Origin of the sequence: Streptomyces sp. NPDC006261 (assembly GCF_040613515.1) — a bacterium.
Taxonomy (GTDB): Bacteria; Actinomycetota; Actinomycetes; order Streptomycetales; family Streptomycetaceae; genus Streptomyces.
Window position 1 is genome coordinate 69,575 of record NZ_JBEXSI010000004.1, and the last position, 24,981, is coordinate 94,555.

Here is a 24,981-nt window from a genome sequence, read left to right on the forward strand (position 1 = left end):
CGGGAGATCAGAGACCGCGCCGCTCCGGATACGACACCGGGTGCGCAGGGGAGCGGCGGCATCCGTCGCGGTGCAGGATCAGGGTCGCGCCGACGCCCGACGCGCTGTGCATCGGGACCCGCTCCTCCTGCCCGCGCGGGATCGGCTTGTCGCAGCGGTCACACATCATGCGGCCACCGCCGCGTCCTTGGCCTTCCGCCAGGCCTGCCGCAGCCCGGCCGCGGTGTCGCAGTCCGCCCCGTCCTTGCGGCACGGGGGGCACTGCTGGATGTGCTTGATGAACGCGGAGTAGGTGTCCTGCACGGGGTCATCCGCGTCACTGTCCTGGGTGTCGACGGGCCCGGTACGCTCTGCCATGGCGGTCGCTCCTTCGAAGCGGTCGTCCAAGCCCCGGGCCCTGCCAGGCCGCGGGGGCTCTTCTTGTCTGGGCACCACCATAGACCCGGCGCGATAGGTCCGATAGGTGCGATAGGCCATCTGATCTCACCTGTCTCGCCTAGCCACCCCTGCGCGCCTAGCGTCCGAGGTATGGACTGGCAACCAGAGATCCCCAGGTGGCGGCAGGTGTACGCCCTGCTGGAGGAGCGCATCGACAGCGGCGTCTACCCGCCGGGTACGCGGCTGCCGTCGGCGCTGGATCTCCAGGCTGAGACCGGGGTCAGCCCGGTGACCGCACGCCGGGTGCTGCGCGAGCTGCGCACGGCCGGCCTGGCGTACATGGAGCCGGGTATCGGCACGTTCGTCACCCGGCTGCCCGAGCCTGGGGCATGAGGAAAGGCCCCCCACCGCCGCAAGGGCAGAGGGAGCCGCCGCACTTAGGCCACTCGGGTCAGCCGCAGCCACGACCCGGCGCGCAGCACCGTTGCCGTCCCGGTCGGCGCGTTCTGCGTCCACTGCAACGTGACGCTCCCGTCCGCCCCGGCAGTGATAGAGCCGAGCGGCGCAACGATGAGCCCGGCGGCGGTGACGCCGACGGACGCGGGCGCCCCGAGGTCGAACCGGGTGAGCCTGACGCTGCCGGTGCCGTCGGACACGCCAAGGGTGATTGCGCCGGGGGTCCAGTGACCGGTGGATCCGGGTGGGGCGGCCAGGGTGAGGGCCAGGTCTGCGGCGGGGTCCCCAGACGCAATGAGGCACGCGTCGATCACGTACCGGCCCCCCGCCGTGACGGAGATGGTGAGGTGATCGTCGTCCTGAAGAGTGGTGCTGTTCACCACCTGCTCGTCGACCGGCTTGTCCACGGTGCGGGTCACGCCGACAACGTCGCCCGTTGGCGGCACCCCGGCGGGGCCCTGCGGACCCTGCGCCCCGGTGGCGCCCGTGTCTCCCTTCGGACCCGCTGGCCCGGTGGCGCCTGTTGCGCCCGTGGCCCCTGCCGGGCCCGTCGCTCCGGTCGCCCCGGTGTCACCCTCCGGACCGGCGGGCCCCGTAGCACCCGTTGCCCCAGGCGGGCCGGGCACCGTCGAGTCAGCACCCGCCGGGCCAGCAGGACCCGGCGGCCCCGGTACGAGGACGTACGTACCGCCGTCCTCCCCAGCGGGCAGCAGATCCGCCACGTCCACCATGCTGAGCGCGGCCGGGAGCATGATGTGCTGGGCGTCGCCGCCCGTCTCCAGCCGGTACGTCCACCCCGTCGGCGTGCACCCCTCCGCGTCCGTCGCCAGCAGCTCGACACTCCACTGACCTGCGTCGTCCAGGTCGACGACGACCCACCCGTCATCGACGACGACGCCATGGACCGGGGAGACGACGCGTCGCGGCGTCGGCCGGACCCGTACCGGCAGCGGGCTGCCGTCGCCATCGGCCAGATGCTGGTGCCCGGTCAGGACGACCGTTTCAACTCCCGCGGGGAACGGCATGTCGTCACACTCCAGTTCGGTTGTACTCGTCGACCAGGGGATGGGGCGGCTCCGGCTCGATCCCCGCCCGGTGCATCTGGCCCGCCCACCGGTCCATCGTCCAGGTGCACGCCCGCAGCAACGACTCCAGCCGGGACTGCCGGTCGCGTAGCTTCCCGTTCTCCTGGTCGACCCGTTCGACCGTGGCTTGCAACACCGAGAGGTCCCCGGCCTTCGCCGCGGGGGCCGCCTGGATCGCGGCCGCCGTCCGACTCCCTCGATACGTCAGCCACCCCGTGACGATGACACCGGTCACCGTCAGGCAGGTTCCGACTATGGTCAGCCAGGCGTTGTTCAACCCGGGCTCCCCTCTACAGCCCCCACGGCCGGGCGCGTGCGGCCGCCACCGGGAGGGACGCGCGACGCGCACCAGATCACGCCGCAGTGCGACGTGATGTACCACAGGAAAACGAAGACGCCGCGCGGATACTCACCCAGCACGGCGGCCCATCCGTAGACGAACGCCCACAACGCGGGGGGCACCGAAGCGGCGAGGAACCCCCACCGATCCTGCCCGAACCGCAGCCAAGCGCTGGCGAACGTCACCGCACCGGCAAGGATCCACACCCATGCCCAGCAGTGCAGCGGGGCGATGCTGGTGAGGAGTTGCAGGCCGGCGGAGTTCGGCGGCTGGACGATGAGCCCGGCGCCCCAGCACATCTTGCCGACGCCCATGAACGCGAGGAAGGGGCCGCGGCGGCCCAGCCGGGCGCGGAGCCGCCTGACCACCGCGGCCCGCATCAGACGCCCTTGGCCAGCGACGCGGAGTTCTTCGCGCCGAACGCCCGTGCCGCCATGCCCTTCAGCAGCGTCCCGGCCGCGGCTATCCCGGCCGCCGCCATCGTCTCCCAGAAGCTGGCGGAGAACATGTCCGCCGGGCCGGCCGCTACAGCTACCGCACCGGCGGCGACGACGGCCGTCGCCAGGGTCCGCTCGGCGAGGTCGCGGGCGTACGTCGTCGCCGTCTTCACGACCGTCTCGGTCGACGGGAGGGGGAACGGGGTCTCGCTCATGGTCAGGACTCCTTGCTGTTGATGTCGACGTCGACCTTGATGACGGCGTCTGCGATGGCCTTCTGTACGGCGGCGACAACGGTGGCGGTGTCGGTGTTCTTGCCGACCTGCCCGGCCAGCGCGGTGATCGCCGCAGACTGCGCCTTCACCGTGGCGTCCATCCGACGCACGCGAACCTGCACGTCCTTCAGGATGCTCTGTGCCTGCCACGTGGGGTTGGTCTTGTGGTCGGCGGCGTCGGTCGGACCAGCTATCGCGTCGGTCTTCCACACCGCGTTGAAGATGTCCTGCTTCGTGATCCCCGCCATGGGGTCCTCCTCGATCGGTTTCGGGCTGGGCTTGTTGGTGGCGCGGGCAACGATCGCCGGGAACACCACCTCGCGGAACTGCCGGATACGGGCCGGGCCAGGGCACGCCGTGCCCGACGTCGACCACTGCGAGTACATCGAGTGGTAGCCGAACCCTGGGTCGGAGTGGGTACGGCAGATCCGCAGGGGGATTCCGTGGCGCTGGTGCGCCCACACCCCGAGCACGATGAGTTCCTCGAGCTGCGACGCGTTCCACGGGTCGGTGGCCGTCGAGTTGGAAGCTGTCTCCACGGAGATCGCCCCGGTGCCGTCGGCCCGCCTGTTCGCCCCGGCGTTCGCGTCGGCCCGGGTCTCGGTGCCGATGTACTGGGCGATGTCGCGCGCCCCGTACCCGACCCCGAAGTGGGACTCGAGGTTCGTGCTGTCGCGCCAGAACTCGTACGTCCTGCGCGCCGTCCAGTTCGCGACGATCGAGTGCATGATGAGCTGCGTCGGCCGGATCGCCGCCTGCGAGTCGGACTCGGGTTGCAGCTCCATCTTCGTAGCGCGCGGGTACCAGGCCATGAGGTTCCTTTCAGAGGAGTCGAGCGAAGCGAGGGCTGAGCCCGATGGACCCGCCGTTTCCATTGCGGCCACCGGTCGACGCCCCCGACGTCCGCCGCGTCTGGATCTCCACCAGCAGTTCCGACTGGCCCCGGTACGGCAGGAGATCCAGCACCGTGTTGGCGTACTGCACCGTGTACGTCGGCAGGACCGTCCCCGACCACACCACCGCCCCGCCCAACAGCACCTGCCACGCCCCACCGGTGTTCGTGCCCGTCACCTGGTCGCCGACGAACGTCAACCCCAACGACAGGGACGCGGTCCGCGGCGACATCACGCCCTCCCACAACGTGCTGAAGACCGTGCCGTCGTTGAACGCCATCGCCGTGTAGCTCGTCGGCCAGAGCGGGAGCTCGTCGCGCTCCCAGCCAGTACGGCGCAGCGTCGCCACCTGCTCCTCCAGCGCCGCGAGGCGGGACAGCAGGTCCGTGGACGGGACTCGTTGGGCCATCTCACGCCGCCGCGCAGGTAAGGCGGACCCGCTCAGGCCCGGTCGCGGCGGTGACCTCGATGCTCACGATCCGCAGGACACCCTCACGGCCGCCCGGCGTCGTCGGTTCCGGGTCGATCACGAACAGCGCCTCGTCGCCCACCTCGTACGACCCGAACACCGGGTCGGCGTCGGCCGCGACGGTGAACGTGGGCTGCGTCTGCGCGCCGCTCCGGGCGGTCAGCTCGGCCGCCGCCAACCCGTCCAACCGCGCCTGGTCGATCACACCCTCGTACGCGGTGACCTGCTCCAGCAGCGGCCACCCCGCCGCCAGCCGGTCAGCGTCCTGCCGCACCGACGTCACCCGCGCCTCACCAGATCCGTCGCCCACCGCCGACACCTCGGTCGCGGACGCGGTCCCGTCCTCCGGCCAGTCGTAATCCAGGATCGACCCGCCGGACCCGCCCTTCACGAACACCAAGCCCGACTGGTCGGCGGGCCGGCCGCGCCGCGGGAACCACGTGCGGGCCCGCTTGTACCGGGTGGGCGGGTTGTTGTTGGACACCGGGTTCCACCCGACCTCGATCCCGAAGTCGAATCCGTCGTCGGCCGCCGCGAGTTCGGCGATGCTCCCGTAAATTTCCGGCCGCTCGAACCGGAAGTAGGACACCATCCGGGGCACGCCGTGCGCAGGGGCAACCAGCTGTGCAGTGCTGATCCCGATGTTCCCGTTGGGCTGCGCGTGCGCGTACTGGAGCAGGGACCAGACGATGTACTTCTGGTCGGTGTACAGGCGCTGCCCGGTCGGCACGTACGCGGTGTTGAGGAGCAGCGACGTGTCCGTCGACAGCGTGGTCTTCACGTACCGGCGGGTGTAGTAGCTGAGCAGCTCCGCCGCCTGGATGGCCTTGCCGCCCTTGACGATCTCCCTGGTCCAGACGATGCCCGCCCACACGATGACGCCGTCCCGGTCCACGTACAGGGCGGTCCGGCCCGGGGTGGTGGCAGTCTCCGGGTCCAGGGGCAGGGTGTCGTCCGCGTACGGCACCGTCGCGGTGAGCGTCCCGATCCCGTTGAGCTCCGTCGAGTACGTCACCCCGGACAGGGGCAGCTCGGCCAGGATCGCGTCGGTGAGGAGGTCACAGAACAGGTACGTGTACGTGTGGTCCGGCTGCGGCTGGTCGACGGAGAGCCCCAGCATCTCCTGCATGAGGGCCGTCACTGGAATGCCGTCCAAGCAAACGGCTGCCCGGTGAACGAGGTCGACCGGAGCGCGCGAAGGCTGAAGCCCGTGGTGCTCACGCCGGAGACGCCCCACATCAGGGTGGTGGTGCCGCCAACAGACGGGATGGCGGCCTGGGGCGTGGCATGCACGTTCGGAACGGATGCGAAGGGACTCGGGAACGTGACGTCCACCTGCACCCACGTTCCGGCGGTGCCCGACGTCCAGGTGACGGGGACGGACCCCTGCTGGTACCGCTGGTTCGGGTAGACGGTGCCGATCGTGCCGTTGGTCCGCCCGTACTGGAACTGGTCCAGATCGGTGACGTACAGCATCTGGCCCGGGGCGAGCCGGTTCGGTGCCACCGACGAGGAGACCGGCACGATTCCTCCGGCGGTCACCGTGTACTGGCGGACGTCGGTGATGTTCCCGGTGGCCACGCTGGGCTGGGTTGGGCCGATCGCCAGGTCCGCGAGGATCTGCGCGTTGGGCGGCAAGGACCCGCGGACCGTCGCTCCGGCGGTCGCCGCGTACGGGCCCTGGATCACCTCCAGCCGGGCCTCGGACACCGACCCGGCGTACTCCGCGTCGTACACCGAGGCGACGACGGTGTCCCGCCGGTATTGGCCAGCACCGCCAGCGGGCTGCACGGTGAGCGTCACGTCCCCGTCGTTCGCGACGATGTACGTGCCGCTGCCCCCGGTGTCGTGCTGGTCGATGATCGCGAACCCGCCGCTGACGATCACGGTCATGTTCGGGGTGGTCGCCGCACGCACCCGCAGCTGCTGGTTCTGGTAGGACGGCTTGATGCCCTGCCGGATCCGCATCGGCCGGGACTCGTCCACGGCAAACCCCGGGTACGAGAGCAGCGCGGTCAGCGCGAGCCGGTCGGTGCGGGCGGGGTATGCCTCGGCCTGCATCCATGCCGGAGGGTTGATCAGTGCCACGGGAACTCCTTACAGGCTGGTGTCGCGCCAGGTGACGGTGAGTAGGGATGCCTGATCCGGGGCGCCAGGCAGCGCACTGCCCCGGTAGGCCAACGTGTTGTCGCCCGGCTGGAGGAGCGGCCACTGAGATCCGGCACGCACCCACTGCCGGCGCGGCGTCGACCCCATGAGGAGGACCGCCCGCGTCCGCGTGTCGATCAGCAGGTACTCCCCGGCCTGGAGGGTGCCGTCGATCGTGATGCTCGCCCCGGTCTCCACCTGCTCCACCGCAGGGTTCGCGACCGGCCCGTCCAGACGGAGCACAGGGAAAGCCGGAGAGGCGCCGGCGTTGTAGGCGGAGATCCGGCCGGAGGCCCCAGTGGCGCCGTACGTCCTGGGATGCACAAGGGGGTACGTGCGGCCGGCGGAGGGCGAGTACGCGGTCGTGGAGGCTGAGTGCTCCACGAGCCCGTACAGGTACGGATCTGCGCAGTACAGCTCCAGCGCGGCCGCCCCGGTACGCCACAGGTGCTCAGCGTCGTACGGGATGCTGCGGCGCCGGACCTTCCCGAAAACCACGATGTCCTGATCGAGCAGGCGCATCGGTTCCGGCTGCCGCTGCGGCTGCGTCGCCGCCCGCAGAGCGAGCACGAGATCCCGGAGTCCGTCCGGGCTGTCCGCGCGCAGGCCGAGCCCGAGTTGGATGATGCGGGCGGTGGTGTGGTCGGGGCCGGTGTAGTCGCCGTGCTGGCCGGGGCGCTCCATGTCCTCGGCCCGGATGTCGGGCATGTCGTCCAGGCCGTCGATTGAGGTGACGTGGTACCTGCTGCCGGGCCCGAACGACAGGGGGCCCCACTCGATGCGGCCGATTCGCTGCTGGGCCATCAGCCTCTCCGTCCTACGAGGCCCCGCCACGACAGCTCGTGGATCAGTTCGCGGGGTGTGGCCTGAGCGCCATACATGTTGATGTTGTAGGTGTCGCTGCTGCCGCCCGCTGCGCCCGCGTAGGCGGCGGTCAGGGCGCCGGGGACGGGGATGGTGGACATGGCCCGGGATGCCACGTCAGCAGCCCCCACAGCGGCGGACGCCATCGACGCGGACGCGGCGGCCACCGCCCGCCGGGACCGCAGCATGCCCTCCTGGAGACCGGCCCCGGACATCTCGCCGATCCCCATGAACACCCGGGACGGCGACTTGATCTTCAGCGCCTTCTTGATGGCCTTGACCATCGCGGCGGCGATGGCGGTCATCTGCTTCTCGATGTTCTTCTGCTGCTTCTTCAGCCCGTCGACCAGCCCCTGCGCCGCCTTCACCCCGGCGTCGTACAGGGCGCCCGCCACCGACGTGCCCGTCCCCTTCGCCGACTTCGCCAACTGGGCCTGGAGTTCGTTGATGCGCTTCAGCGCGGCCGGAGTCGCCTTGGCCAGGGCGGCGGCCGTCGCGGCGCCCCCGTCGAGCCCGGCGTTCCCAATGTCACCAAGGAGGTCGGATCGCAACCCGGCCTTCTTCAGCTTCGCCAGGTTCGCCCCGAACTCCTTGGCCTTCTTCACCGCCAGCTGGAGGCCGATCGTGATCGCCCCGACACCGTTCACCAGGGGGTTCCCGCTGGTGATGTTCGCGTCCGAGAGGATCCCCGACGTGATCGACTGCGCCGCCTGCGTACGCGCCGTCTTCAGGTCGGTGAGCTTCTTCTGCGCGTCAGCGAGGCGCTTCACGATCGCGTCGCGTGACTTGGCCAGCTGCGTCAGCCGCTTCGTCTGCGCGTCCACGACCCGCTGGAGCGCTGCCCCTGCCTTCTGCACGCCCTTCGCCACGGACATCTCGCGCCGGAGTCCCGCCGCCTGCCGGTCGATGGCGCCGATCTGCCGCTTGAGGTCTTGGCGCCCCGACTTCGTGCGGGTGGTGCCGAGGCGCTTCACAATCGCCGCGCGCTGTTTCGCCAGGGACGCGAGTTTCGAGTTGCCCGCGTCGATGACGCGCTGCATGTCGGTGCCGAACGCCTTCTTGATCTTCGACGTAACGGACTTGATCGCCGCGCTCATCTGCGACGTCGACCCCGTCAACCCCTTCAACAGGGACTGGCTCGTGAACTTCTTCAGGTCGTTCGTGACCGCCTTCAACGTCGACCGCAGGTACGGCGTGGTCGCCGTGATCCCCTTGATCAGCCCCTGGATGATCAGCCGCCCGGCCGGGGTGAGGAGCGTCGCGTCCTTACGCCGCGGCCCCTTCCACTCCGGGATCATGCTGGTCAGGTCGCTGAGCTTCGCCCGAACCTCGCCGATCTTCGAGCTGATCCCGGAGATCAGACCGCCGATCAGTGACGCACCAGCGGAGTACAGCACGGTCGCCATCCCCGACATCGCGCCGCGGGCGATGGACGGCAGGTTGCCCAGCAGCGTCCGGGCTTGGGACACACCCGTTGACACACCGGAGTACAGGCGCGTGCCCGCACGCGCCGCTTCCTGCCCGACGCCTGAAGCCATCCGGGCCACGGACCCGATGGCGTTGCCCGCCATGGTGTTGAACGCCGTGCTGACCGTCGACCGCATCGCGCCAGCGTTGACCCCGGTTGATTTCAGCGCCCCGGAGAAATCACCGGTCATGACCTTGCCGAGGGTGCGCAGGGCGGGGAGGACTGTGCCCTCCAGCACATCCGCCAGTAGGCGCAGCGTGCCCGTCAGGGCGATGAGGAGACCACCGAGGATCGGGCCGATCACCGGGGCCAGCTTGCCCAGGATGATCGCGGCGAACTCGATGAAATCGGCCATGATCGGAGCCAGCTGCACCAGGAGGTCGCCCAGTTCGACCGCGAGATCCTCGAGGTGCGGGGCCAGGACCGCCAGGACCCGGGTCAGCTCTGGGAAGATCTCGGCCGCCGCCCGCTCGAAGACGGGCAGCACGGCCTCCAGCACCTCGGGCAGCCGCTCCAGAATCGGCAGCAGCTGCACACCGAAGTTCGTGGCCAGCTGCTCCAGAAACGGGGCCATCTCCCCGATGACCCGGCCCAGCGTCTCGAACAGTGGCGTCAGCGACGGGAGGATCGCGGCGATCAGGGTGGCGGCCAGCTCCACGAACGGCAGCAGGGCGACGACCAGTTCACCGAACGTCGCGGACGCCTCGGCCAGCACCGGCCCCAGCGCGGTCAGGACCCGGCTCAGCCCGTCGCCCAGCGTCGTCACCAGCAGCTGCACGGGGCCGGCCAGGTTCTCGACGACCGGGCCGAGGACCGCAAGGGCCTGCCCAAGCAGCGGGCCCACCGTCGTCGCGACGGTCCCCATGGTTTCCGACAGGGCACGCAGCGCCCGCTGGAACCCGTCCGTCCCGGTCGCCTCACGAAGGGACCCGGTGATCTGCTCCAGCGTCCCGAACAGGCCCTGCCCGTCCTGCGTGACGCCAGCAAAGAGGTTCTTGAAGATACCGCCGACGTTGCCGATCACCCGGCCGAGCTGACCCAGCAGGTCGATGGCCTGCTCGATCGCCCGCTCCATGGCCCCGGACTCGAACGCCTTCGTCATCCGAGCCGACAGGCGCTCCAGGGCGCTGCCGCCCCGCTTCGTCAACCGCTCGAACGCGGGACCAGCCGCGGCACCAATCTGGACGAGACCCTGCACGATCGTGGCCGGCAGCGGGATGAGGTTGTGCAGGCCGATCGTGGCCGAGTCGAGCGCCTTCCCCAGCGCCCCGCTCTTCGCCAGCCCCGTGGCCGTGTTGAGGACCTGCCGACCCATTCGGTTCAGGGCACCAGCCGACCCGGTCAGTGCTCGCGACAGGTCCGGTCCGGCCGCTTTCGCGGTCTGCTTCAGGGTCTTGCCGAGGCCCTCGAACAAATTGTTCTGGATCTTGAGCTTGAGCTTGTCGAACTGGGGGCCGAGCGACCGGATTGTCTCGACGAAGGTGCGGGCGTTCGGCGCCAGTTTCTTCAGCGCTTCCGCATAGGCCTCGGCCGAGTCAGGGTCGAACGCGTTCTTCAGGGCGTCGCCGACGCCCATCATGCCGATCTTCATCGCGCCGGCTGCGAGGCCGACGGCCAGGACACCGGTTGCTGCGAGGCCTGCGGCTGGGGCGATCTGTGCCAGCGTGGACAGGACTCCGGCGAGGAGCGGCACGAGGCTGCCCACGGCGGCCCCGGCTGCGGCGAACGGGACGGCGAGCCTCCCGGCCGCACCGACCGCACGGCCGATCCCCGCGACCATCGGCCCCAGGTTGATACCGCTGGCCATCGTCGACAGCCGGTTGCGGATGCCGCTGGTGTCCAGGTCGTTCAGGCTGCGGTTGGCGTCCCGCACCATGTTGCGGATCTGCCGGCGGGTGACCGCCTGCGCGAAACGCAGACCCTCGATGAGGGGGCGCAGGTTGAGCCGGATGTTGCCTGTGAGGTCCGGGTCGTCGGACATGCGGTCACCTCCCTTCAGGTGCGGCGCATCGCAGCGAATCCGAGGAGGGACTCGCCGCCAGCGGGTGTAGTCGGGCGGCTTTCACCGGCGGTGCCTGCGGCGTGCCGGTGCTGGTCTGCCAGTGCGAGGAGCTGGGCGAGCGTCAGGTGCCAGAAGGCGTCATCGGTGCGGCCGAGGCGGACGGTGCCGAGGTAGTAGAGCTCGTCCCACGGAAGGTTTCGGGGAGCGTCACGTCGGTGTACGGCCCCGCCGGGGCCGCCTCTTCCCCCTGGGGGAAGGCCTCCGCGAACGCGGCCGTCATGGCGTCGGTGAGCTGGTCGAAGGTGTTGAAGTCGAGGAGGTCACCGAGCTCGCGGCGGTCGCTGGCGCGGACGTAGCGGACGGCGGTGACCTCACGCACGTCCCGGGACGTCTTGCGCCCGTCGGGGGTTTCCTCCCGGACGGTGGACACCCGCTCGGTGAAGTGCGGCACGAACCCGCCGGACCCGGTGAGCCCGGCGCCGATCAGCTCCAGCATCGGACCGATGATCACGCCGCTGAGACCGTCCTTGCCGTCGATCCCCTCGAAGGTTTTGAGGACTCCGTCGATGCCGCCGTGCCGCTGCTCCAGCAGGGCCAGTGCCCCGAGGCTGTAGCGGAGTTGGGCGGTGGTGCCGTCGGTGAAGGTGACGGTCCGGCCGAGGCTGGTGAGGGGTGCGGGGCTGGTCACGATGTCGCTCCTGGGTGAGTGCCGGGTTTCGGCCTACGGGAGGTGGTGGTGGGCCGGGCGGTCGCGGGGTAGACGGAGGTCCGCGACCGCCCGGGGTTCACGGGGTGGCGTCGGTCGGGATCGGTACGGCCGTCTCGTTGATCGTCACGGACAGCCACTTGCCGGTGCTGATGAGCGGCACGGCGCGCGCCTCGGACTCGATCGTGCGGTAGTCCTCCTCGGCCAGACCCAGCCCGGGGAAGCTGCTGAGGATGCACTTGTGGAGGGTGAAGTGGACGTCGCCACCGATCTGGTCGCCGCCGCCCACCGGGGTCGCGCCGACGAGCTTGAAGGGAAGCGGGCGGGCTTCGGTGTCGAGGTCCCACGTCGTCGACTGTGCGGGCGTGGTTCCGGCGTCGGTGACGTCCCCACCGAGCTGCGCGGCCAGCACGTCCAGGCTGAGCTTGGCGTACGGGAACGACACCGTGACGTTCGTCAGGGAGCTGTCGGAGTCGAGGAGCTGGTTGTCACCGCGCAGCTCCTTGACCTCCACGTCACCGGAGATCTCCATGCTCTTGATGCCGGGCACGTCGATCGCGGCACCGTACGACGGGGTGCCCCCGGCGGGGTCGGTGAGGAGCGGCGCGATCTTCGCGTCCTTCACGGCGTACAGCTTCGTCACTCGGGAGATAGGCATTGCGTGTTCCTTCCTGGTGCCGGGGTTCGGCCCGGGCGGGTGGGCTACTCAGTGCTGCTGAACCAGCCGTCGTGAGGGGGCGGCTCCGGCTCCGGGACAGGGATGAGCTCAGCGACCGCGCCCGGGATCAGCGCCGCCAGCACTTCGCCACCCACCCACGCGCCCTGCGGCGGGATGACCCCGTCGACGAGCCACCACGTGGTGCCGGGCCGGCCGGGGGTGGTGTAGACGCTGATGCCGCCGTCGGTGACCCCGGCCGCCGGGTCGATGCGTACGACGGTTGACCCGGGCGCGGGGGGCCAGGCGGCACCGAGGAGGCCGACGACAAGGTCGCGGGGGAGGTCGAAGACGGTGACGGTGGGCTGGACGGGTTCGGTCATGCGGGGGTCACCTCCGAGCGGAGCAGGACCCGGTGGATCTGCACGGTGATGCTGGTGCGGATCCGGTTGTCCTTGATGGGGAACCGGTCGATGTCGGTGACGCGGACGGCGGTGACCTTCGCGGGGTGCGCGGGGAGCGGGTGCCCGTGCAGGGCGTGGGCGATGGACTCGGCCAGCCCGTACCGCTCGACTGCCTTCGCGGTCCCGGCGGTGGCCTTGGTGCGGGCGGTCTCGACGAGGTCGACGGCCACCTTCTCGACGATGGTGAGCTCGGCGTCCGGGTCACCGAAGTCGCCGTTGGCGGTGTCCATGCCGACGGACAGGGCTTTGGTGACGACGACGAACGGCGGGTCCTGCCCGTCGCGGGGTCCGTCGCGGAAGACGGGCACCCCGAAGGCGAGGGACTCCAGTCGGGCTTTGATCGCACCGGACGTGGTGGCGGCCATCAGCGGACCCGCCTTCCGGCACGGGCCAGCTCCTCGCGCAGGAACGTCTCAGCCATCGCGATAGCCGGGGCCAGGAACGGCGCGGGCGCGGTGCCCGGGTGGTCGACGTACGCCACGGGGTGCGCAGCGCCAGGCCAGTACAGGGCGGCCTTGGTGCGGGGGTAGATGCGGTGAGGCTCGGTGCCCTTCTCGACTGCCTCGGCGTAGTTGACGTTCGTGCCGACGGTGACGTCGTACGTACGGCCGCGGTCCTCGGACCGGGATACGAGCGAAGAACGCAGCCGCCCGGTGTCGACCCGGACGCGGCGCCGCGCTTCGTTCTGTACGCGGGTGCCGGTCCTGTCCGCGGCGCGCTTCGACTCGGTCGAGAGGCGGCCGACGAACCGGCGCAACCCGCGCTCAAACTGGCGGGCATCCATGCTGAACGATCCGGAGGCGGCCATCAGATACCGCCGATCATGGAGTGCCCGCGGTTGAGGTAGCCGACCAGCAGGGCGTCTACCTGCGTCGATCCGGTGGATGCCGACGGGGCGACGGGCGTCGTCTCCTCGTCGTTGTTCTCGATGCGGACGTTGTTGCCCTCGTCGTCCACGTCGAGGCCGGGCGCGGCCGCGCTGTCCGCGTCGGACGGGGCAGCCTTGGCCTGGATGTCGGCGGCGAGGAGAGCGCACGCCTGGGCCACCAGCGGCGGCACCTCGGCGAAACCGAATGTCCCGGTGATGCGGGCCTGTTCGGCTCCCCACCGGTCGAACAGGCCACGCCACCCACCGTTGTACGACTCGGCCCCGACCACGAGGTCGTCGTAGCCGCCCCACCGCAGGTGCACCGCGTCCACACCACCGAGCACGTCAGTTGACGTGACCCGGTACGCCGACGACGGGAGCGACGGGGCGTCGTCACCGGAGACGACGGGCGTCACCGACGTGACCGAGCGGACGCGGCGCGGGAGCAGGGCTGTCCCGTCCGGCGCCACGTCCGCCACCACCACCGCCACAGTGGGCTCGAAATACTGCTGGGTGTAGCGGTGGATCTGCTCCATGGCAGCGGTAGCCCACGCGGCGACCTCACCGTCAGTGCCGGTGCAGCCAGCCGCGCGAGCCTGGTCCACGGAGCAGTACGCCACAGGTCAGCCCTCGCCGTCCTGCTCGGCCTCGGCGGCGTCCAGCTCACGCTTCACGCCCGCCGTGACCAGGGCACCCTTCGTGACGATCTGCCGGGCGTAGCCGCCCGGGTGCTTGTTCACGACGGGGCCGGTGGGCTCACCGGACCCGGACACGTCCAGCGCCCGGTAGGCGTCCTCCGGCGCGGTCTGGCCGACCTCCCAGCCGGTGCCAGCGCTGTACTCCTGGGTGCGGATCGTTGCCGCCGGCGTGGACTGCTCCGGCAAATCGTTCGGCGTGTCCTTGCGTGCGGCCATGAGGCCACTCCTCACGTGAGAGATGGGCTGGGGGCGGGGGATCAGGTCGCCGCGGCGAACGTGATGCGGACGAACGCCTGCGGGGTGTGGACCGCGACGTTGGCCCTGCGCTCAGCGAGGATCACCAGCGTGTTCGCGGTGAAGTAGTCCGCGTGGGAGTCGGTCATCAGGATCGTGATCCCCTGCCGCTCCCACAGGGTCGCGCCGGTCCGGAACCCGCCCAGCAGCGCGGTGCCGGCCGCCATCGCCACGGTCGTGACGACGGTCAGGCCCCACAGGCGCATTGGGGCGCCGGGGTCGGTGACGTTCGCGATGACGCGGAACTGACCGTTGGCGTCCTCGTCGAGCTCGATGTCCTGCCAGTCCATCGGGTTGAGGACGACGGCGGTCGGCGGGTACATCGCCAGCTCGCCCTGCGTCTTGGCCTTGCGGACCGAGATGAGCTTGACGTCGGTGGAGCCGACACCAGGCTGGTACGTGCCAATGCCCGGGGTGGTGAGAATCCCCTGCATCTCGGTCGTGCCGGAGCCGGTGAGGATCTCCCGGTCGAGCTTGTAGTCCAGGCCGTACGTCAGCCGGCCGTTGATGTAGCCCATGAGCTGAGCGTTGTCGTCGGCGGTCTGCCTCGTGACGGGCACCCAGTGGGCGACGGTCTTCAGCGTGGTGCTGATCAGGTCGAAGGAGAACGGCCCGCTCATGGGCTTGTCGGCACCTTCGGCGACGACCGCGGCCTTGTTCCAGGTGGACTGCGGGCCGGACGTGTCCCGCATGTACTCCAGGGTCGTGCCGTCCGAGGACTGCCGGTCCAGAAGCGACGCCACCAGAAGCGGGAAGTCCGGGTTGTTCGGGATGATCCCCGGCACCCGGGTGTTCTGCTGCGGCTGGGTGCCCGTGGTGACGGTCCCGGCCGGCGCGGCGCGGAAGTCCATGCCGTCGACGGAGAACTGACCGCGCTTGCCGTTGCCTCGGAACGTCTCCAGGGCCTTGGAGCGGATGAACGCCTCGGCGGCCGACACCGGGTGGGGCTGGCCCTGGTCATCGGGCTGCATGCCCGGCTGGTGCCGCTGGTTGTCCTGCGGCTGCGGGTCGCCGGCGGGGAGCGCGGCGGCGCGCAGGTTGCGGAGTCGGGCGTCGCGCTGCTGGGCCTGCTCGATCTTCGCGGTGATCTCGTCGGCGCGCTTGTTCAGCTCGTCGAGGTCGCCGTCGTAGTTCTCGTCCTGGAGCAGGCGGATGACTTCGTCGCGCTGCTCGGTGAGGGTGGGTGCCCCGCCCTTGATGGGGTAGACCGGGCGTCCGCCGACGATGCCGACTGCGCGGACTCCGGTCCGGGGGTGACGCGGGAGCGAGGAGCGATTCATCGCGGCGTCCTTCCGGTCCGTGGACGGCTCGCAGCCGCCCAGATGTCTGGGTGTCTGCGGTCCGTCTTTCACGGCCGGTGGATCGCGCCCGGCGTGCTCGCGGCTTTTACGTCCGGTGTGAGCGGCCCGGATGGGGGGAGAGTAGATCGATTCCGCAAGTGCGTGCGGGGGAGGTGTGTTGGTCGCACGGCGGACGGGCGTCTACCTGCGTCGTCGGCCGGGCATCAGACGCCCAGCTTCAGCAGCGCGGCCCGGCGGCGGCGCTCCTCCATCTGCTGCCGGTGCAGGATCTCCGTGTCGCGCCCGTGCTCCCGGTCGTAGTCCGCGAGGCGCTCGGCCAGCGTCGGTTCTCCGGTCTCGGAGTACAGAGCGCCCAGTGCGGACCGGACGGTCTTCAACTTCGACCCTGGGACGGCGGCCATGCGGGCGGTGATCTGGGAGACCTCGACGAGGCGGGCGGAGCGGATGTTGTCGAGGACGTCGGCTCGGTCGTCGTCGCCCATCTCGGCGATCTTCTCCCACGGTGGGAGGTCGGTGCGGATGAAGCCCACGCTGAGCTCCCGCGCGCTGCCGGAGCGTGCCATGGCGCGCTTGTCCCGGCCGTCTGCTGTGTCGTCGTACAGGCCAGCGATGTGGAGCAGGTTGGACTGTTCGTCGGCGCGGAACGTGCCGATGGGGGTGTACGGGCTGTGCATCCACAGGTAGGCGTAGGACCCCTTGTCGATGCCGCGCTTGAAGACGCCGGGGTGGAAGGTCGTGCCGTAGCTGTCTTTCTTGCCGTACTGGCAGGCGATCCCGTCGAAGGTGCCGTCCTGGTCTTCGCCTACACGGAACTCGTGCGTGTCGAAGGTGCGGAACTCCAGCTCGGTCATCGCTGCTCTCCCTTGCGTGCGTTGTCGGCGTAGACCTCGGCCACGCCGTCCATGACGGCCTGGTGTGACGGGGACAGGCGGGGTGCGTACCGGTACACCGCCCGCCCCTTGGCGTCGCGCCCGTCGTACTCGTAGACGACGGCCCCGTTGCCGAACGTGGCGTGCCTGGGCAGCTCCCCGTCGGCGTCGGGGCGGACGACAATGTCGGCTTTCCCGTCGAACGGGCCGCGCCGCACCTCGGCAAACGGCACCCCCGGCGGGCAGTACGCCCCCTTGTACTGGGCGGTCCCGGCAGGCTGGAGGATCACGGGGACCTCGCCCCGCAGCAGAGTGGCCATGGTCAGGACTCCCTTGGGGCGGGACCGAGGAGGCCGGTGCACTGGGTCGGGTTGGCGGCCATCTCTTCTTCCGTGCGGTAGCCGGTGATCGGGTCCCAGGAGCGATCGCCTACCTCCTCGCACGACATGGTCGGGTGGACCCGATGCCTGCCGCTGGGGCAGGGGGTGTAGCGAGCGGGCATGGTTAGTTCTCCTCGAACTCGAAGGTCAAGCAGCATCGGCACTGGATGGACTGGTTGGCGGGCGCGGCCGGGTCGGCAGGCCACCGGGACTGGGTCAGCTCGAAGCGCTTGTTCATCGCCACGGTGGAGCCCTGCGCCGCCCGGTGCGTCCGGCGGGTCCGGGCGTCGTCCGTCGACACCCACGTCTTCCGCACCGCACCCTGATCCAGCGCCGCCAGGAACGACGCCTGCGAGTAGCCGCCCACCGTCTCCGTCCGCGCAATCATCGTCGCCCGGTAGTCGGAGAGGTTCGTGAACACCTGCTGGATCCTGGCCCGGAGCTGGGGCACGGACTCGCCGTCGGCGACACCGTGCGCGAGGAGCTGCGACCGGAGCACCTGTTCCGTCGTCGCCGTCACCTGCCCCGCCAGCTCGTCGATGCGGTCCGTCAGCGCGGTCGCCACGTCCGGCTCGTCGAGGTCGAACGACGGGCTGATGCTGACCGCGCCGCGCCGCCACGCCCGCTCAACGAACGGGCGCAGCGCCGCCCGCGTCGCCCGCCGCCAGTACCCCCCGTCGAAAATGTCACGGACCTTGATCCGCTCCTCCCAGCCCTCCGGCCCCGTCGCGACGTCCATGTCCGTCGCCCGCGCGGCCGGCACCACGTCCAGGTCCGGCGGGGCCAGCACCAGCTGCTGCTCGCGGGCGAGGGCGCACGCCTCGGCCCGGACCTCGGTCAGCCAGTCGCTGCTGCGCTGGGGCTTCTTCATCAGCCGGTCGAAGTCCCGCAGCACCCGGGCCTGCTGCTCCCGCGCCAGCGCCCGCACCGCCCGAACCCCGGCAGCCTCCAACTCGTCGTACGCCTCGTTGATCTCCGCCAGCGACAGGGGCGACGGGGCGTCGCCTGCACGCGTCAGCTCCCGACGACGCGGCGCCGACGGGCCGTCGACCTGCGGCGGAACGCCACCGAGCAGCCGAGCCAGCGCCGCCTCAACCGCCCGCTCGACGACGGGCCCGACGTCCGGCACCGACGGGGCGAACCGGGAGAAGTCCACGTCCCACGCCCGGGACCCGCCGTCACCGGCAGGCAGGCCCGGCACCGGGGCGAACTGGCCGCGGTACGGGGTCAGGGTGTGCTGGCCCTTCCCGTCCGGCAGCGGGTCCAGGCCGACCGCGGCCCGCGCCTCGTCGATCAGGTAGGTGTCGGAGTAGACGAGCGCCCTAGTGCGGTTGGCGACGGAGTCCTGCGCCTCTTGCAGCGCCTCGACACCGGACAGGTCGTACTCGGCCTCCTCGCTGTCGCTGGGCAGGAGGACGCGGTCGATCTCGCTGCCGATGATCTCCAGCTTCGGTTTGATCGTCTGCGACCACAGGGCCGCCACCGCCGCCGTCTGGTTCTCGTACGTCGACCCTCCGGTCAGCACGTCCCGCCGGACGCCGAACGCCATCATGACCTCGTCGGCGTTCGCCATCCGCGACTCGAGGTAGTCCATCTCTTCAGCGGTCAGCGTGATCCGCTGGTACCCGATGCCGCCCTTGCCCTGCGACCCGGGCGCCCCGCGGACCAGGAGGTTCTTTCCGGCGTTCGCTGCGCCCTGCATGCTGCTGCGCCACGCCGCCTTCGTCGCGGCGAACTCGCCCTCCTCCATCTCGCCGACGTACACCACACCGGACGGGGTCGCCCCGTTCTTGTACGAGGAGCGCTGCCACTCGCGGGCGTACGCGTCCATGTCCACCGCGTGCCGGGCGGCCTTCCACGGGGCCAGGCAGCCCAGCGGGTCGAACGGATGCGGATACCTCAACCAGAGCATCTCCTCCGGGAGCACCGGGACCTGCTGCCCGTCCGCCCGCCGGATCACGAACCCGATCACGTCCGCCGTGCTCGGCCGCTGCGCGAGCGGCTTGTCGACAATGACGTCGACCTGGTCGAAGACGATGTGCATCTCCTGCACAGGGCCTTGACCGGTCTCGCCACGGTCCAGCCACACGAACGCCTGGCCGGCCAGCTCGCCCTGCTGAAGCAGCAGGCTCTTGAAGACGCGCGCGGACATGAGCGGGTTGGGCCGCTTGTTGAAGAGGTGGGCAACCTCGTGGCCCTCGATCTCCGACCCGTCCGGCCGGCGCACCACGAGCGGTACGGACGACCCGTTGTCGGCGATGGCGGCGACGCACCGGTACGCAACCGCGCTGTTGGAGTAGCCGCGGGCCTCAGCGTCCACGGCGAGGGTGAGGGACTGCTGACCGCCGACCGCCGCCACGGTGATGGGCTGCCGGTCGCGGAGGCTGTCCAGGCCGTACGCGGCACGGCGCTCGGCCGCCCGGCGCATCGCTCCCGTTTTGTATCCCACGTGTCCTCCTAGACGACCGCGGCCGTGTTGCCAGCGGGGGCGAGCATGAGTTCGGTGATGGCCCACACCCAGGCGTCCAACCGGTCCGGGCTGGCGTCGCCAGGCACCCACGTCACCAGCTGCTCCTCCAGCTCCGGCAGGCTCCCGACGATGTGGAGGGCGTGCTGCTCCGACAGGGCTGACACCGGCTCGGCGCGGGTGAGCTTTCCGCGGCTGGCGTGCACGGTGCGGTAGTTGACGGTGGGGTCGATCTGCCGGATGACGGTGCCGATCCAGTCGCCGCCGTTGTTGACCTCGGCCACGATGGCGTCGGCCCGGTGGTGGTGGTACGCCTTGATCGCACGGCGGGCAGCCTCGATCGGCGGCATCCGCCCGGACAGGTCATCGAGCCCGTATCCGTGGCGGCGCGACGTCCCGTTCAGGTCGGGGATGTACGCCTGGCCGAGGCCGGCCACGATGATGCCCATCTCGTCGGACTCGTCGCCGGATGTGGCGGCGGGGTCCATGGCGACGACGACGCGGGTCATTGGGGGTGCGGCGCCGACGCGGGTGGTGTCGAGATTGCCGCGGGACCACATGGCGCCTTCGATGTCAGCGAGGAGGATCCCGTCGAGTTCCTGAGCCTCCATGCGGGTGCCGGTGTACTTCTGGACGAGAAAGTCGCGCATGTCCTGCGGGAGATGGATGGCGTCGCGGGTGCGCCCTTGGGTGCGGATGACGTCCGCCCGGTGGGTCAGCTCGATGATCTCGGTGCGGGGCTTCGGGGTGGTCGACCCGATGTAGTGCGGGTTCGGCCCGATGCGGAGCCCCATCTCCGAGTGGGTGATCGCTTCCTTCAGACGTCGCTGCGCGGCGACCTCTTCCATCCAGACGAGACACCGGTTGCCACCGGCACGAAGGCGCTCGATGTCGTCTGGGCTGTGCGCTCCAAACAGCTTGGCCTCGGCGCCGTTGGGCCACCGGGCGAAGGTGCCGCCGGCGGTGGTGCGGAGGACGACGCGGGGGTCGTGGGTGCGGAGCCCGGACGGGCCGTTGACGCAGGCCTCGACAGCGTCGCCCTGGGTGGGGGCGACGATGGCCATGCGGTGGCCACCACGGAGGCGGGGGTCACAGGCTGGGCCGTTGACGTGGTTGACCATGTAGCGGGCACACCCGTCGGTCTTGCCGGTGCCGCGCCCTCCGAGCTGGAGCCACCAGCCCATGGTGGGGATCTCGTCCGGCGGGACCTGCCACGGGTATGGGGTCCAGGCGTTCCACCGCTTCGTCCAGAGCTTGGCGCGGAGTTTCTCCTCGAGCAGGTCGGCTTCCTGCTCGGTCAGTCCGGCGAGGCGGTCGCGCAGGTCGGTGACGGTCACTGCTCGCCCAGCTCCTCAACGAGCTGCTCCAGCGCAGCGGCCCGCTCGGGGCTGATGCTGATGTTCTGCTTCGTCGGGGCGTCCAGGCCGAGGAGCTTGGCGCGGCGTTCCTGGATCTTCAGTAGGCGGTCGATCGCGGCGAGGACCGGCCCGTCGTCGGGGAGCGGCATCTCGTTCAGGGAGACGACGCGGCCGTTGGACACGGTGACGTGCTCGCGCTCCAGCACCTCGTTGGCGGCGGCCTCCAGCCGGTCGAGGCGCTCCAGCTCCAGGGTGCGCACGTCCTCGCCTGCCTCGCGGACGGTCTCCTTGAGGACACGCTGGACGGCGTTGTACGCGTCGGCGCCCTGCTTCCAGCCGAGCTCGGCGGCGATCCGCCGGTAGGTCCAGCCTTTGGCGCGGAGTTCGGCGGCGTGTGCGTCGCGTTGTGCGGTGGTGAGGGAGCGCAGGAACTGGCCGTCGCCGCCGCGCGGCCGTGCCCTCGGGTCGTCCATGTCCGTACCTCCTCCTGCCCGGGAGGGTACGGATTTCGGGCGTACCGGGATCATGAGGTGTGTTGGTCGCGGGCATGGTGAGGCCCCACCGTCGGGGGGTTGGCGGTGGGGCCTCGGTCCGCAGCGCAGCAGTCAGCAGCGCGAATGTGGATGCGGGTCAGGCTACTGCGGGGGTGTGACAGCCAGGTTCGCCAGCTCGGCTCGGTCAAAGAACTCCTGCACCGGGTCTTGGTGCACCCAGCCCGAGATCCGGGCCACGTCCAGGTGCGTGCCGTGCTGCCGCTCGGCGGACGCCAGCCACACCCGCAGGGCGGGCTTGCTGCACCCGGGTGGCGGGACCAGGCCGTCCAGCACGGGGTGCTGAGCGATCAGCGCGGGCGCGCACTCGTCGGCGGCCCGGGGAAGCTGCCACGTATTGAGCTCGTCGCCGGTCATCCAGTTCAGCAGATCGGTCAGGCCGTCCATCTGCCGGGCGGACAGCAGGTGGGGGGTGGTGACGCTGAGGATGTCGGCCAGTGGCGTCGAGCGGGTCTCGGTCATGGGGTTCATCATCCCTTCTTCGGCGTGCTGTTGCTGGCCTTCTCGGCGGCCCGCTTCTGCTGCGACTGCGCGTTGCGCTTGGCGAGGTCGCCGATGCTGATCTGCTTCTCCAGGGCCATCAGTGGGCCTCCTGTCGGGCGGGGGTGACGGTGATGTGCGCCCCTCCCGCGTGGTGCTGCACGGTCGTATTGTTGATGTTGTTGTTGGCGGGCTGACCTGCGGCAACAACGCCCTCTGGGGCGGCGGCCGGGGCGGGGGAGTGGTCGGCCTTCACACCGGTGCTGGAGCCCCTCCCGCGCATCCTCACCGGCTCCACCGGGATGCTGTGCTCGGCAAGCACCTCCCGCACCCGGTCGGTGGTGGTGCCCAGCGCCTCGGCCAGGACGGCGAGATGGGCGTGCGGTGTGCCGACCCGGGAGACGGCCTCACGGATGTCCTGGAGAGTGGGGAGAGGCGGGGCCTCGGCGGCCGGAGCGGGCTCGGGGCCCTTCGCGTCCCCGTCGGGCTGCTCGGCGGTCTCCTTCGGGATGGCGCGGATCGCGGCCCAGCACCACACGGGCACGAGCACCCAGAGCACGGAGGGCCACCGGCGGACCACCCACCACGCCCCGTACGCCCCGGCGGCGAGGACGGCGAGGCGCAGGACGCAGCCGAGGACCGCGGCGAGCCCGTCGAGGTCGTTTCGGCGGCCGGCGCGCACCCAGGCGGCGGCCCGGGCGGTGAGGCGCTGGAGGAGGAGGCGTTGCCCGTGGGTGAGGGTCCGCGCGCGACGCTGCATGGCAGTCGGCTTCATCAGGCGTTCCCTTCCAGCATGTTGCGGCCGGACAGTCCGAGCCCGTTAACGAGGCCGGGGAGCCCGTCGAGCATCCCGGCGACCCCGGCGGTGACGCAGAGGATCATCCCGGCGGCCATGGCTCCGAGGAGCTTGCCCTTGTCCTCCTTGCTGGCGGCCTTGTAGGTGACGAAGAGCAGCACGGCGAGGAGGAAGACGACGACGCCGCCCTCTTCGGTGAGCTGGCCCAGGGAGGATGCGGCGATGGGGGAGCTGGAGTCGCTGCCGGTGACGCCGGTGACGGCCTTGCTGCCGCTGCCGTTGGCGAGTTGGCGGGTGCATCCGGCGAGCCAGCCGCCGAGGCCGCCGACGCAGATGGTGGCGAGGGCTCCGGTCACGAAGCCCTGGATGGTGGGGAGGAGATCTTTCCAGGCGCGCCCGCCGACCCACCATTTGCGGAGCTGGATGCCGAGGATGGCGATGGCGATGGCGCAGGCGGCGAGGCTGGCGCCGGTGGTGGTGGTGTTCACGGTCGGACTCCGGTGATCCAGGTGACGGGGTCGTACAGGTCGATGGCGCCCATGAGGCCGACGAGGGATACGGCGAGGAGCAGGAGGCGACGGAGGGTGCCGCCGCCGCGCACGATGCGCATGAGGGCGATGGCGAGCGGGGTGAGCGCGAGGGCGTAGGCGTTGGCCTGCCCGTACTCGGCGCGGGCGGTGGTGACGACGGAGGCCCAGATCGTGGCGACGGAGTAGCCGACGCCGGGGATCGGAAGGAACGCGAGGATCAGGGCGGCGGCGATCTGCCAGGGCCGGCCGATGCTTGTGATCCACGCCCAGAGGCGTTCGCGGCGGGTCGGCTCGTGCTCCTCGTAGTACGGGGCGACGAGGTGGACGTGGACCTGCGGAGTCGGAGGCGGCGGCGGGGGCGCGGGGGCTGCCGCCGGTACGGCGGGAGGGGCGGCCGGCGGCGGAGTGGGCGGCGCGGCGGGCGCCGGTGCGCGCCACGGCGGTACGGCGCCGGGCGTCGGCGGCCCGGGGGGCAGCGAGGCTCCCCCGGGGATGATCCGAGTCGGGATGATCGGTTTCGGCATGGGGGTCCTCAGCGGAGGATGGCCGCGCCGAACGCGGCGATGGTGAGCACGAAGGCGACGCTCCCGGTGATGCGGGGCAGCTTGTCGCAGCAGACGTAGGCGAGGCCTACGAGACTGAGCACGGTGGAGCCGACGAAGAACGCGGCCACCGGTCTACGCGGTGCGGCCGACGGCGGACGGCAGGGCGGCCAGGTGCGGCTCGTGCTCCTCGATCTCCGCGCGGATGGTGCCGCGGATGGTGGAGTCTCCGACGCGGCCGTGGCCGGCGGCGATGAGCGCGTCACGCATGGCTGCGGTGCCGGGGCGGGCGCCACTGTCGTACAGAGGGCGGAGGGTGGCGCAGCGGGGGTCGCGGTACCGGATCGGTGCGGGCGCGGTGGGTGCCTCGATGGCCGGGGCCTGCTGCGGCTTCGGCGGGGCGACCGCGGCCACCGGCTCGACGGGGGTCTCGGCCCGCTCGACAACGGGGGTGTCCACGCTGGTCGACGGGGTGACGACGGGCGTCCGGTCGAACCAGCGGTGGACCTGCTGCATCAGCGCACCGAACGCGAGGAGCGCCGCGACCGGCGGGACCGCGGCCACGATGTACTCCAGCGGCTGCGCCCCCGCCCCGACGCCGGCCACGTTCAGGCCGATGGACCCGGCGGCCCCGAGTGCGGTGAGGGCGATAGCCCAGTAGTCGACGGTGCGGAGCCACGAGGCGCGGAGGATCAGCAGCTCTCCGGCGAGGTAGAAGAGGTCGAGCACGGCGGGCCAGGCCCAGGCGCGTGCGGGGTCTCCTCCGAGGCCGTGTGCGGCGGCGACGTCGTGGAGGTGGTGGTAGCTCAGCCAGAACGCGATGCCGGTGATGCCGGTGATGATCACGGCGGCGGCGATGGCGAGGCCGATCGAGGTGGTGCGGTGGGTGCCGGGCCCGGGGGGCGGCACGCTAAAGTGCTGGTCAGCCATGGGAGGTCACATCTCCTGTGGTGAGGGTCCAGACCGCGGCTGCTATCCGCGTTGTCTGGGCCCGCTTTTTTTGGTTGTTGGTCCGACCCGCTGCTATCGGTGTCGGTGCGAGCAGCAGCCTAACTGACGGGCGTCGTCGTCGTCCAGACGGCCCGTCAGGGGCACGTCGTCGTCGCGTCGTCGTCACGGTTCTGCCACTTCCGGAGACGCCGGGTCCGCTCGGGTCGTACGGTGCGCGGACGTAGACGGAGATCCCAGGGGGACGTATGTCGCAGCA

General features: G+C 70.7%; 33 protein-coding genes. 1 reads left to right on the forward strand and 32 read right to left on the reverse strand.

Annotated elements, in window-relative coordinates; all coding sequences use genetic code 11:
• Positions 1–7 precede the first annotated feature (7 nt).
• A complete protein-coding gene (locus ABZ154_RS03500; protein WP_356828609.1) occupies positions 8–169 on the reverse strand; it encodes a hypothetical protein in 162 nt (53 codons plus the stop codon).
• Positions 166–357, reverse strand: coding sequence for a hypothetical protein (locus ABZ154_RS03505; protein WP_356828611.1), 192 nt, complete (start codon positions 355–357; stop codon positions 166–168). Before ABZ154_RS03505 ends, ABZ154_RS03500 begins: the two co-directional genes overlap by 4 nt.
• A gap of 171 nt (positions 358–528) precedes the next feature.
• Between ABZ154_RS03505 and ABZ154_RS03510 the strand changes: the two genes are divergently transcribed.
• Complete coding sequence (locus tag ABZ154_RS03510; RefSeq protein ID WP_356828613.1) at positions 529–771, forward strand: winged helix-turn-helix domain-containing protein; 243 nt, start codon at positions 529–531, stop codon at positions 769–771.
• Between the two features lie 44 nt (positions 772–815).
• On the opposite strand, the gene ABZ154_RS03515 is transcribed toward ABZ154_RS03510, so the two are convergent.
• From ABZ154_RS03515 to ABZ154_RS03660, 30 genes are all read right to left on the reverse strand, one after another.
• Positions 816–1,859, reverse strand: coding sequence for a hypothetical protein (locus ABZ154_RS03515; protein ID WP_356828615.1), 1,044 nt, complete (start codon positions 1,857–1,859; stop codon positions 816–818).
• A 4-nt stretch (positions 1,860–1,863) separates the two neighbouring features.
• Positions 1,864–2,196, reverse strand: coding sequence for a hypothetical protein (locus ABZ154_RS03520; protein ID WP_356828617.1), 333 nt, complete (start codon positions 2,194–2,196; stop codon positions 1,864–1,866).
• Positions 2,193–2,639 (reverse strand): hypothetical protein, encoded by a 447-nt coding sequence (locus ABZ154_RS03525; RefSeq protein ID WP_356828619.1) that lies wholly within the window; start codon positions 2,637–2,639, stop codon positions 2,193–2,195. Before ABZ154_RS03525 ends, ABZ154_RS03520 begins: the two co-directional genes overlap by 4 nt.
• The gene (locus tag ABZ154_RS03530) at positions 2,639–2,911 is read right to left on the reverse strand and encodes a hypothetical protein (RefSeq protein ID WP_356828621.1); all 273 of its coding nucleotides are present in this window, start codon (positions 2,909–2,911) and stop codon (positions 2,639–2,641) included. Before ABZ154_RS03530 ends, ABZ154_RS03525 begins: the two co-directional genes overlap by 1 nt.
• 2 nt (positions 2,912–2,913) lie before the next feature.
• Entirely contained in the window at positions 2,914–3,783 is an 870-nt protein-coding gene (locus tag ABZ154_RS03535) for an N-acetylmuramoyl-L-alanine amidase (RefSeq protein WP_356828622.1), read from the reverse strand.
• A 10-nt stretch (positions 3,784–3,793) separates the two neighbouring features.
• Positions 3,794–4,273 (reverse strand): hypothetical protein, encoded by a 480-nt coding sequence (locus tag ABZ154_RS03540; protein ID WP_356828624.1) that lies wholly within the window; start codon positions 4,271–4,273, stop codon positions 3,794–3,796.
• 1 nt (position 4,274) lies between these two features.
• Complete coding sequence (locus tag ABZ154_RS03545) at positions 4,275–5,489, reverse strand: hypothetical protein (RefSeq protein WP_356828626.1); 1,215 nt, start codon at positions 5,487–5,489, stop codon at positions 4,275–4,277.
• Positions 5,471–6,421, reverse strand: coding sequence for a hypothetical protein (locus ABZ154_RS03550; RefSeq protein ID WP_356828628.1), 951 nt, complete (start codon positions 6,419–6,421; stop codon positions 5,471–5,473). Before ABZ154_RS03550 ends, ABZ154_RS03545 begins: the two co-directional genes overlap by 19 nt.
• 9 nt (positions 6,422–6,430) lie before the next feature.
• The gene (locus ABZ154_RS03555; protein ID WP_356828630.1) at positions 6,431–7,285 is read right to left on the reverse strand and encodes a hypothetical protein; all 855 of its coding nucleotides are present in this window, start codon (positions 7,283–7,285) and stop codon (positions 6,431–6,433) included.
• A complete protein-coding gene (locus tag ABZ154_RS03560) occupies positions 7,285–10,794 on the reverse strand; it encodes a hypothetical protein (RefSeq protein ID WP_356828631.1) in 3,510 nt (1,169 codons plus the stop codon). Before ABZ154_RS03560 ends, ABZ154_RS03555 begins: the two co-directional genes overlap by 1 nt.
• A 142-nt stretch (positions 10,795–10,936) precedes the next feature.
• The gene (locus ABZ154_RS03565) at positions 10,937–11,503 is read right to left on the reverse strand and encodes a hypothetical protein (protein WP_356828633.1); all 567 of its coding nucleotides are present in this window, start codon (positions 11,501–11,503) and stop codon (positions 10,937–10,939) included.
• A gap of 97 nt (positions 11,504–11,600) precedes the next feature.
• Positions 11,601–12,179 (reverse strand): phage tail protein, encoded by a 579-nt coding sequence (locus ABZ154_RS03570; protein WP_356828635.1) that lies wholly within the window; start codon positions 12,177–12,179, stop codon positions 11,601–11,603.
• A gap of 44 nt (positions 12,180–12,223) precedes the next feature.
• Positions 12,224–12,559 (reverse strand): hypothetical protein, encoded by a 336-nt coding sequence (locus ABZ154_RS03575; RefSeq protein ID WP_356828637.1) that lies wholly within the window; start codon positions 12,557–12,559, stop codon positions 12,224–12,226.
• Complete coding sequence (locus tag ABZ154_RS03580; RefSeq protein ID WP_356828639.1) at positions 12,556–13,005, reverse strand: hypothetical protein; 450 nt, start codon at positions 13,003–13,005, stop codon at positions 12,556–12,558. Before ABZ154_RS03580 ends, ABZ154_RS03575 begins: the two co-directional genes overlap by 4 nt.
• Positions 13,005–13,424 carry an HK97 gp10 family phage protein gene (locus ABZ154_RS03585; protein WP_356828641.1) on the reverse strand — a complete coding sequence of 140 codons (420 nt, stop codon included), beginning with the start codon at positions 13,422–13,424 and terminating at the stop codon, positions 13,005–13,007. Before ABZ154_RS03585 ends, ABZ154_RS03580 begins: the two co-directional genes overlap by 1 nt.
• Positions 13,425–13,447: 23 nt before the next feature.
• Complete coding sequence (locus ABZ154_RS03590; RefSeq protein WP_356828643.1) at positions 13,448–14,044, reverse strand: hypothetical protein; 597 nt, start codon at positions 14,042–14,044, stop codon at positions 13,448–13,450.
• An 87-nt stretch (positions 14,045–14,131) separates the two neighbouring features.
• A complete protein-coding gene (locus ABZ154_RS03595; RefSeq protein WP_356828645.1) occupies positions 14,132–14,422 on the reverse strand; it encodes a hypothetical protein in 291 nt (96 codons plus the stop codon).
• A gap of 41 nt (positions 14,423–14,463) precedes the next feature.
• A complete protein-coding gene (locus ABZ154_RS03600) occupies positions 14,464–15,780 on the reverse strand; it encodes a phage major capsid protein (protein WP_356828647.1) in 1,317 nt (438 codons plus the stop codon).
• Between the two features lie 224 nt (positions 15,781–16,004).
• Positions 16,005–16,652 carry an HK97 family phage prohead protease gene (locus ABZ154_RS03605; protein ID WP_356828649.1) on the reverse strand — a complete coding sequence of 216 codons (648 nt, stop codon included), beginning with the start codon at positions 16,650–16,652 and terminating at the stop codon, positions 16,005–16,007.
• Positions 16,649–16,990, reverse strand: coding sequence for a hypothetical protein (locus tag ABZ154_RS03610; protein WP_356828651.1), 342 nt, complete (start codon positions 16,988–16,990; stop codon positions 16,649–16,651). Before ABZ154_RS03610 ends, ABZ154_RS03605 begins: the two co-directional genes overlap by 4 nt.
• A gap of 2 nt (positions 16,991–16,992) precedes the next feature.
• A complete protein-coding gene (locus ABZ154_RS03615; RefSeq protein ID WP_356828653.1) occupies positions 16,993–17,172 on the reverse strand; it encodes a hypothetical protein in 180 nt (59 codons plus the stop codon).
• Positions 17,173–17,174: 2 nt separating this feature from the next.
• Positions 17,175–19,499 carry a phage portal protein gene (locus tag ABZ154_RS03620; RefSeq protein ID WP_356828655.1) on the reverse strand — a complete coding sequence of 775 codons (2,325 nt, stop codon included), beginning with the start codon at positions 19,497–19,499 and terminating at the stop codon, positions 17,175–17,177.
• Positions 19,500–19,507: 8 nt separating this feature from the next.
• Positions 19,508–20,854, reverse strand: coding sequence for a hypothetical protein (locus tag ABZ154_RS03625; protein WP_356828657.1), 1,347 nt, complete (start codon positions 20,852–20,854; stop codon positions 19,508–19,510).
• Positions 20,851–21,348, reverse strand: coding sequence for a hypothetical protein (locus ABZ154_RS03630; protein ID WP_356828659.1), 498 nt, complete (start codon positions 21,346–21,348; stop codon positions 20,851–20,853). The genes ABZ154_RS03625 and ABZ154_RS03630 overlap by 4 nt, the downstream gene beginning before the upstream one ends.
• Positions 21,349–21,510: 162 nt before the next feature.
• A complete protein-coding gene (locus ABZ154_RS03635) occupies positions 21,511–21,888 on the reverse strand; it encodes a hypothetical protein (RefSeq protein ID WP_356828661.1) in 378 nt (125 codons plus the stop codon).
• Between the two features lie 118 nt (positions 21,889–22,006).
• Positions 22,007–22,681 (reverse strand): hypothetical protein, encoded by a 675-nt coding sequence (locus ABZ154_RS03640; protein ID WP_356828663.1) that lies wholly within the window; start codon positions 22,679–22,681, stop codon positions 22,007–22,009.
• Positions 22,681–23,190, reverse strand: a complete 510-nt coding sequence (locus ABZ154_RS03645; RefSeq protein WP_356828665.1) for a hypothetical protein — start codon at positions 23,188–23,190, stop codon at positions 22,681–22,683. Before ABZ154_RS03645 ends, ABZ154_RS03640 begins: the two co-directional genes overlap by 1 nt.
• Complete coding sequence (locus ABZ154_RS03650) at positions 23,187–23,756, reverse strand: hypothetical protein (RefSeq protein ID WP_356828667.1); 570 nt, start codon at positions 23,754–23,756, stop codon at positions 23,187–23,189. The genes ABZ154_RS03645 and ABZ154_RS03650 overlap by 4 nt, the downstream gene beginning before the upstream one ends.
• Positions 23,757–23,764: 8 nt before the next feature.
• Positions 23,765–23,905, reverse strand: a complete 141-nt coding sequence (locus ABZ154_RS03655) for a hypothetical protein (RefSeq protein WP_356828669.1) — start codon at positions 23,903–23,905, stop codon at positions 23,765–23,767.
• Between the two features lie 4 nt (positions 23,906–23,909).
• The gene (locus tag ABZ154_RS03660; protein ID WP_356828671.1) at positions 23,910–24,704 is read right to left on the reverse strand and encodes a DUF2637 domain-containing protein; all 795 of its coding nucleotides are present in this window, start codon (positions 24,702–24,704) and stop codon (positions 23,910–23,912) included.
• Between the last annotated feature and the right edge of the window lie 277 nt (positions 24,705–24,981).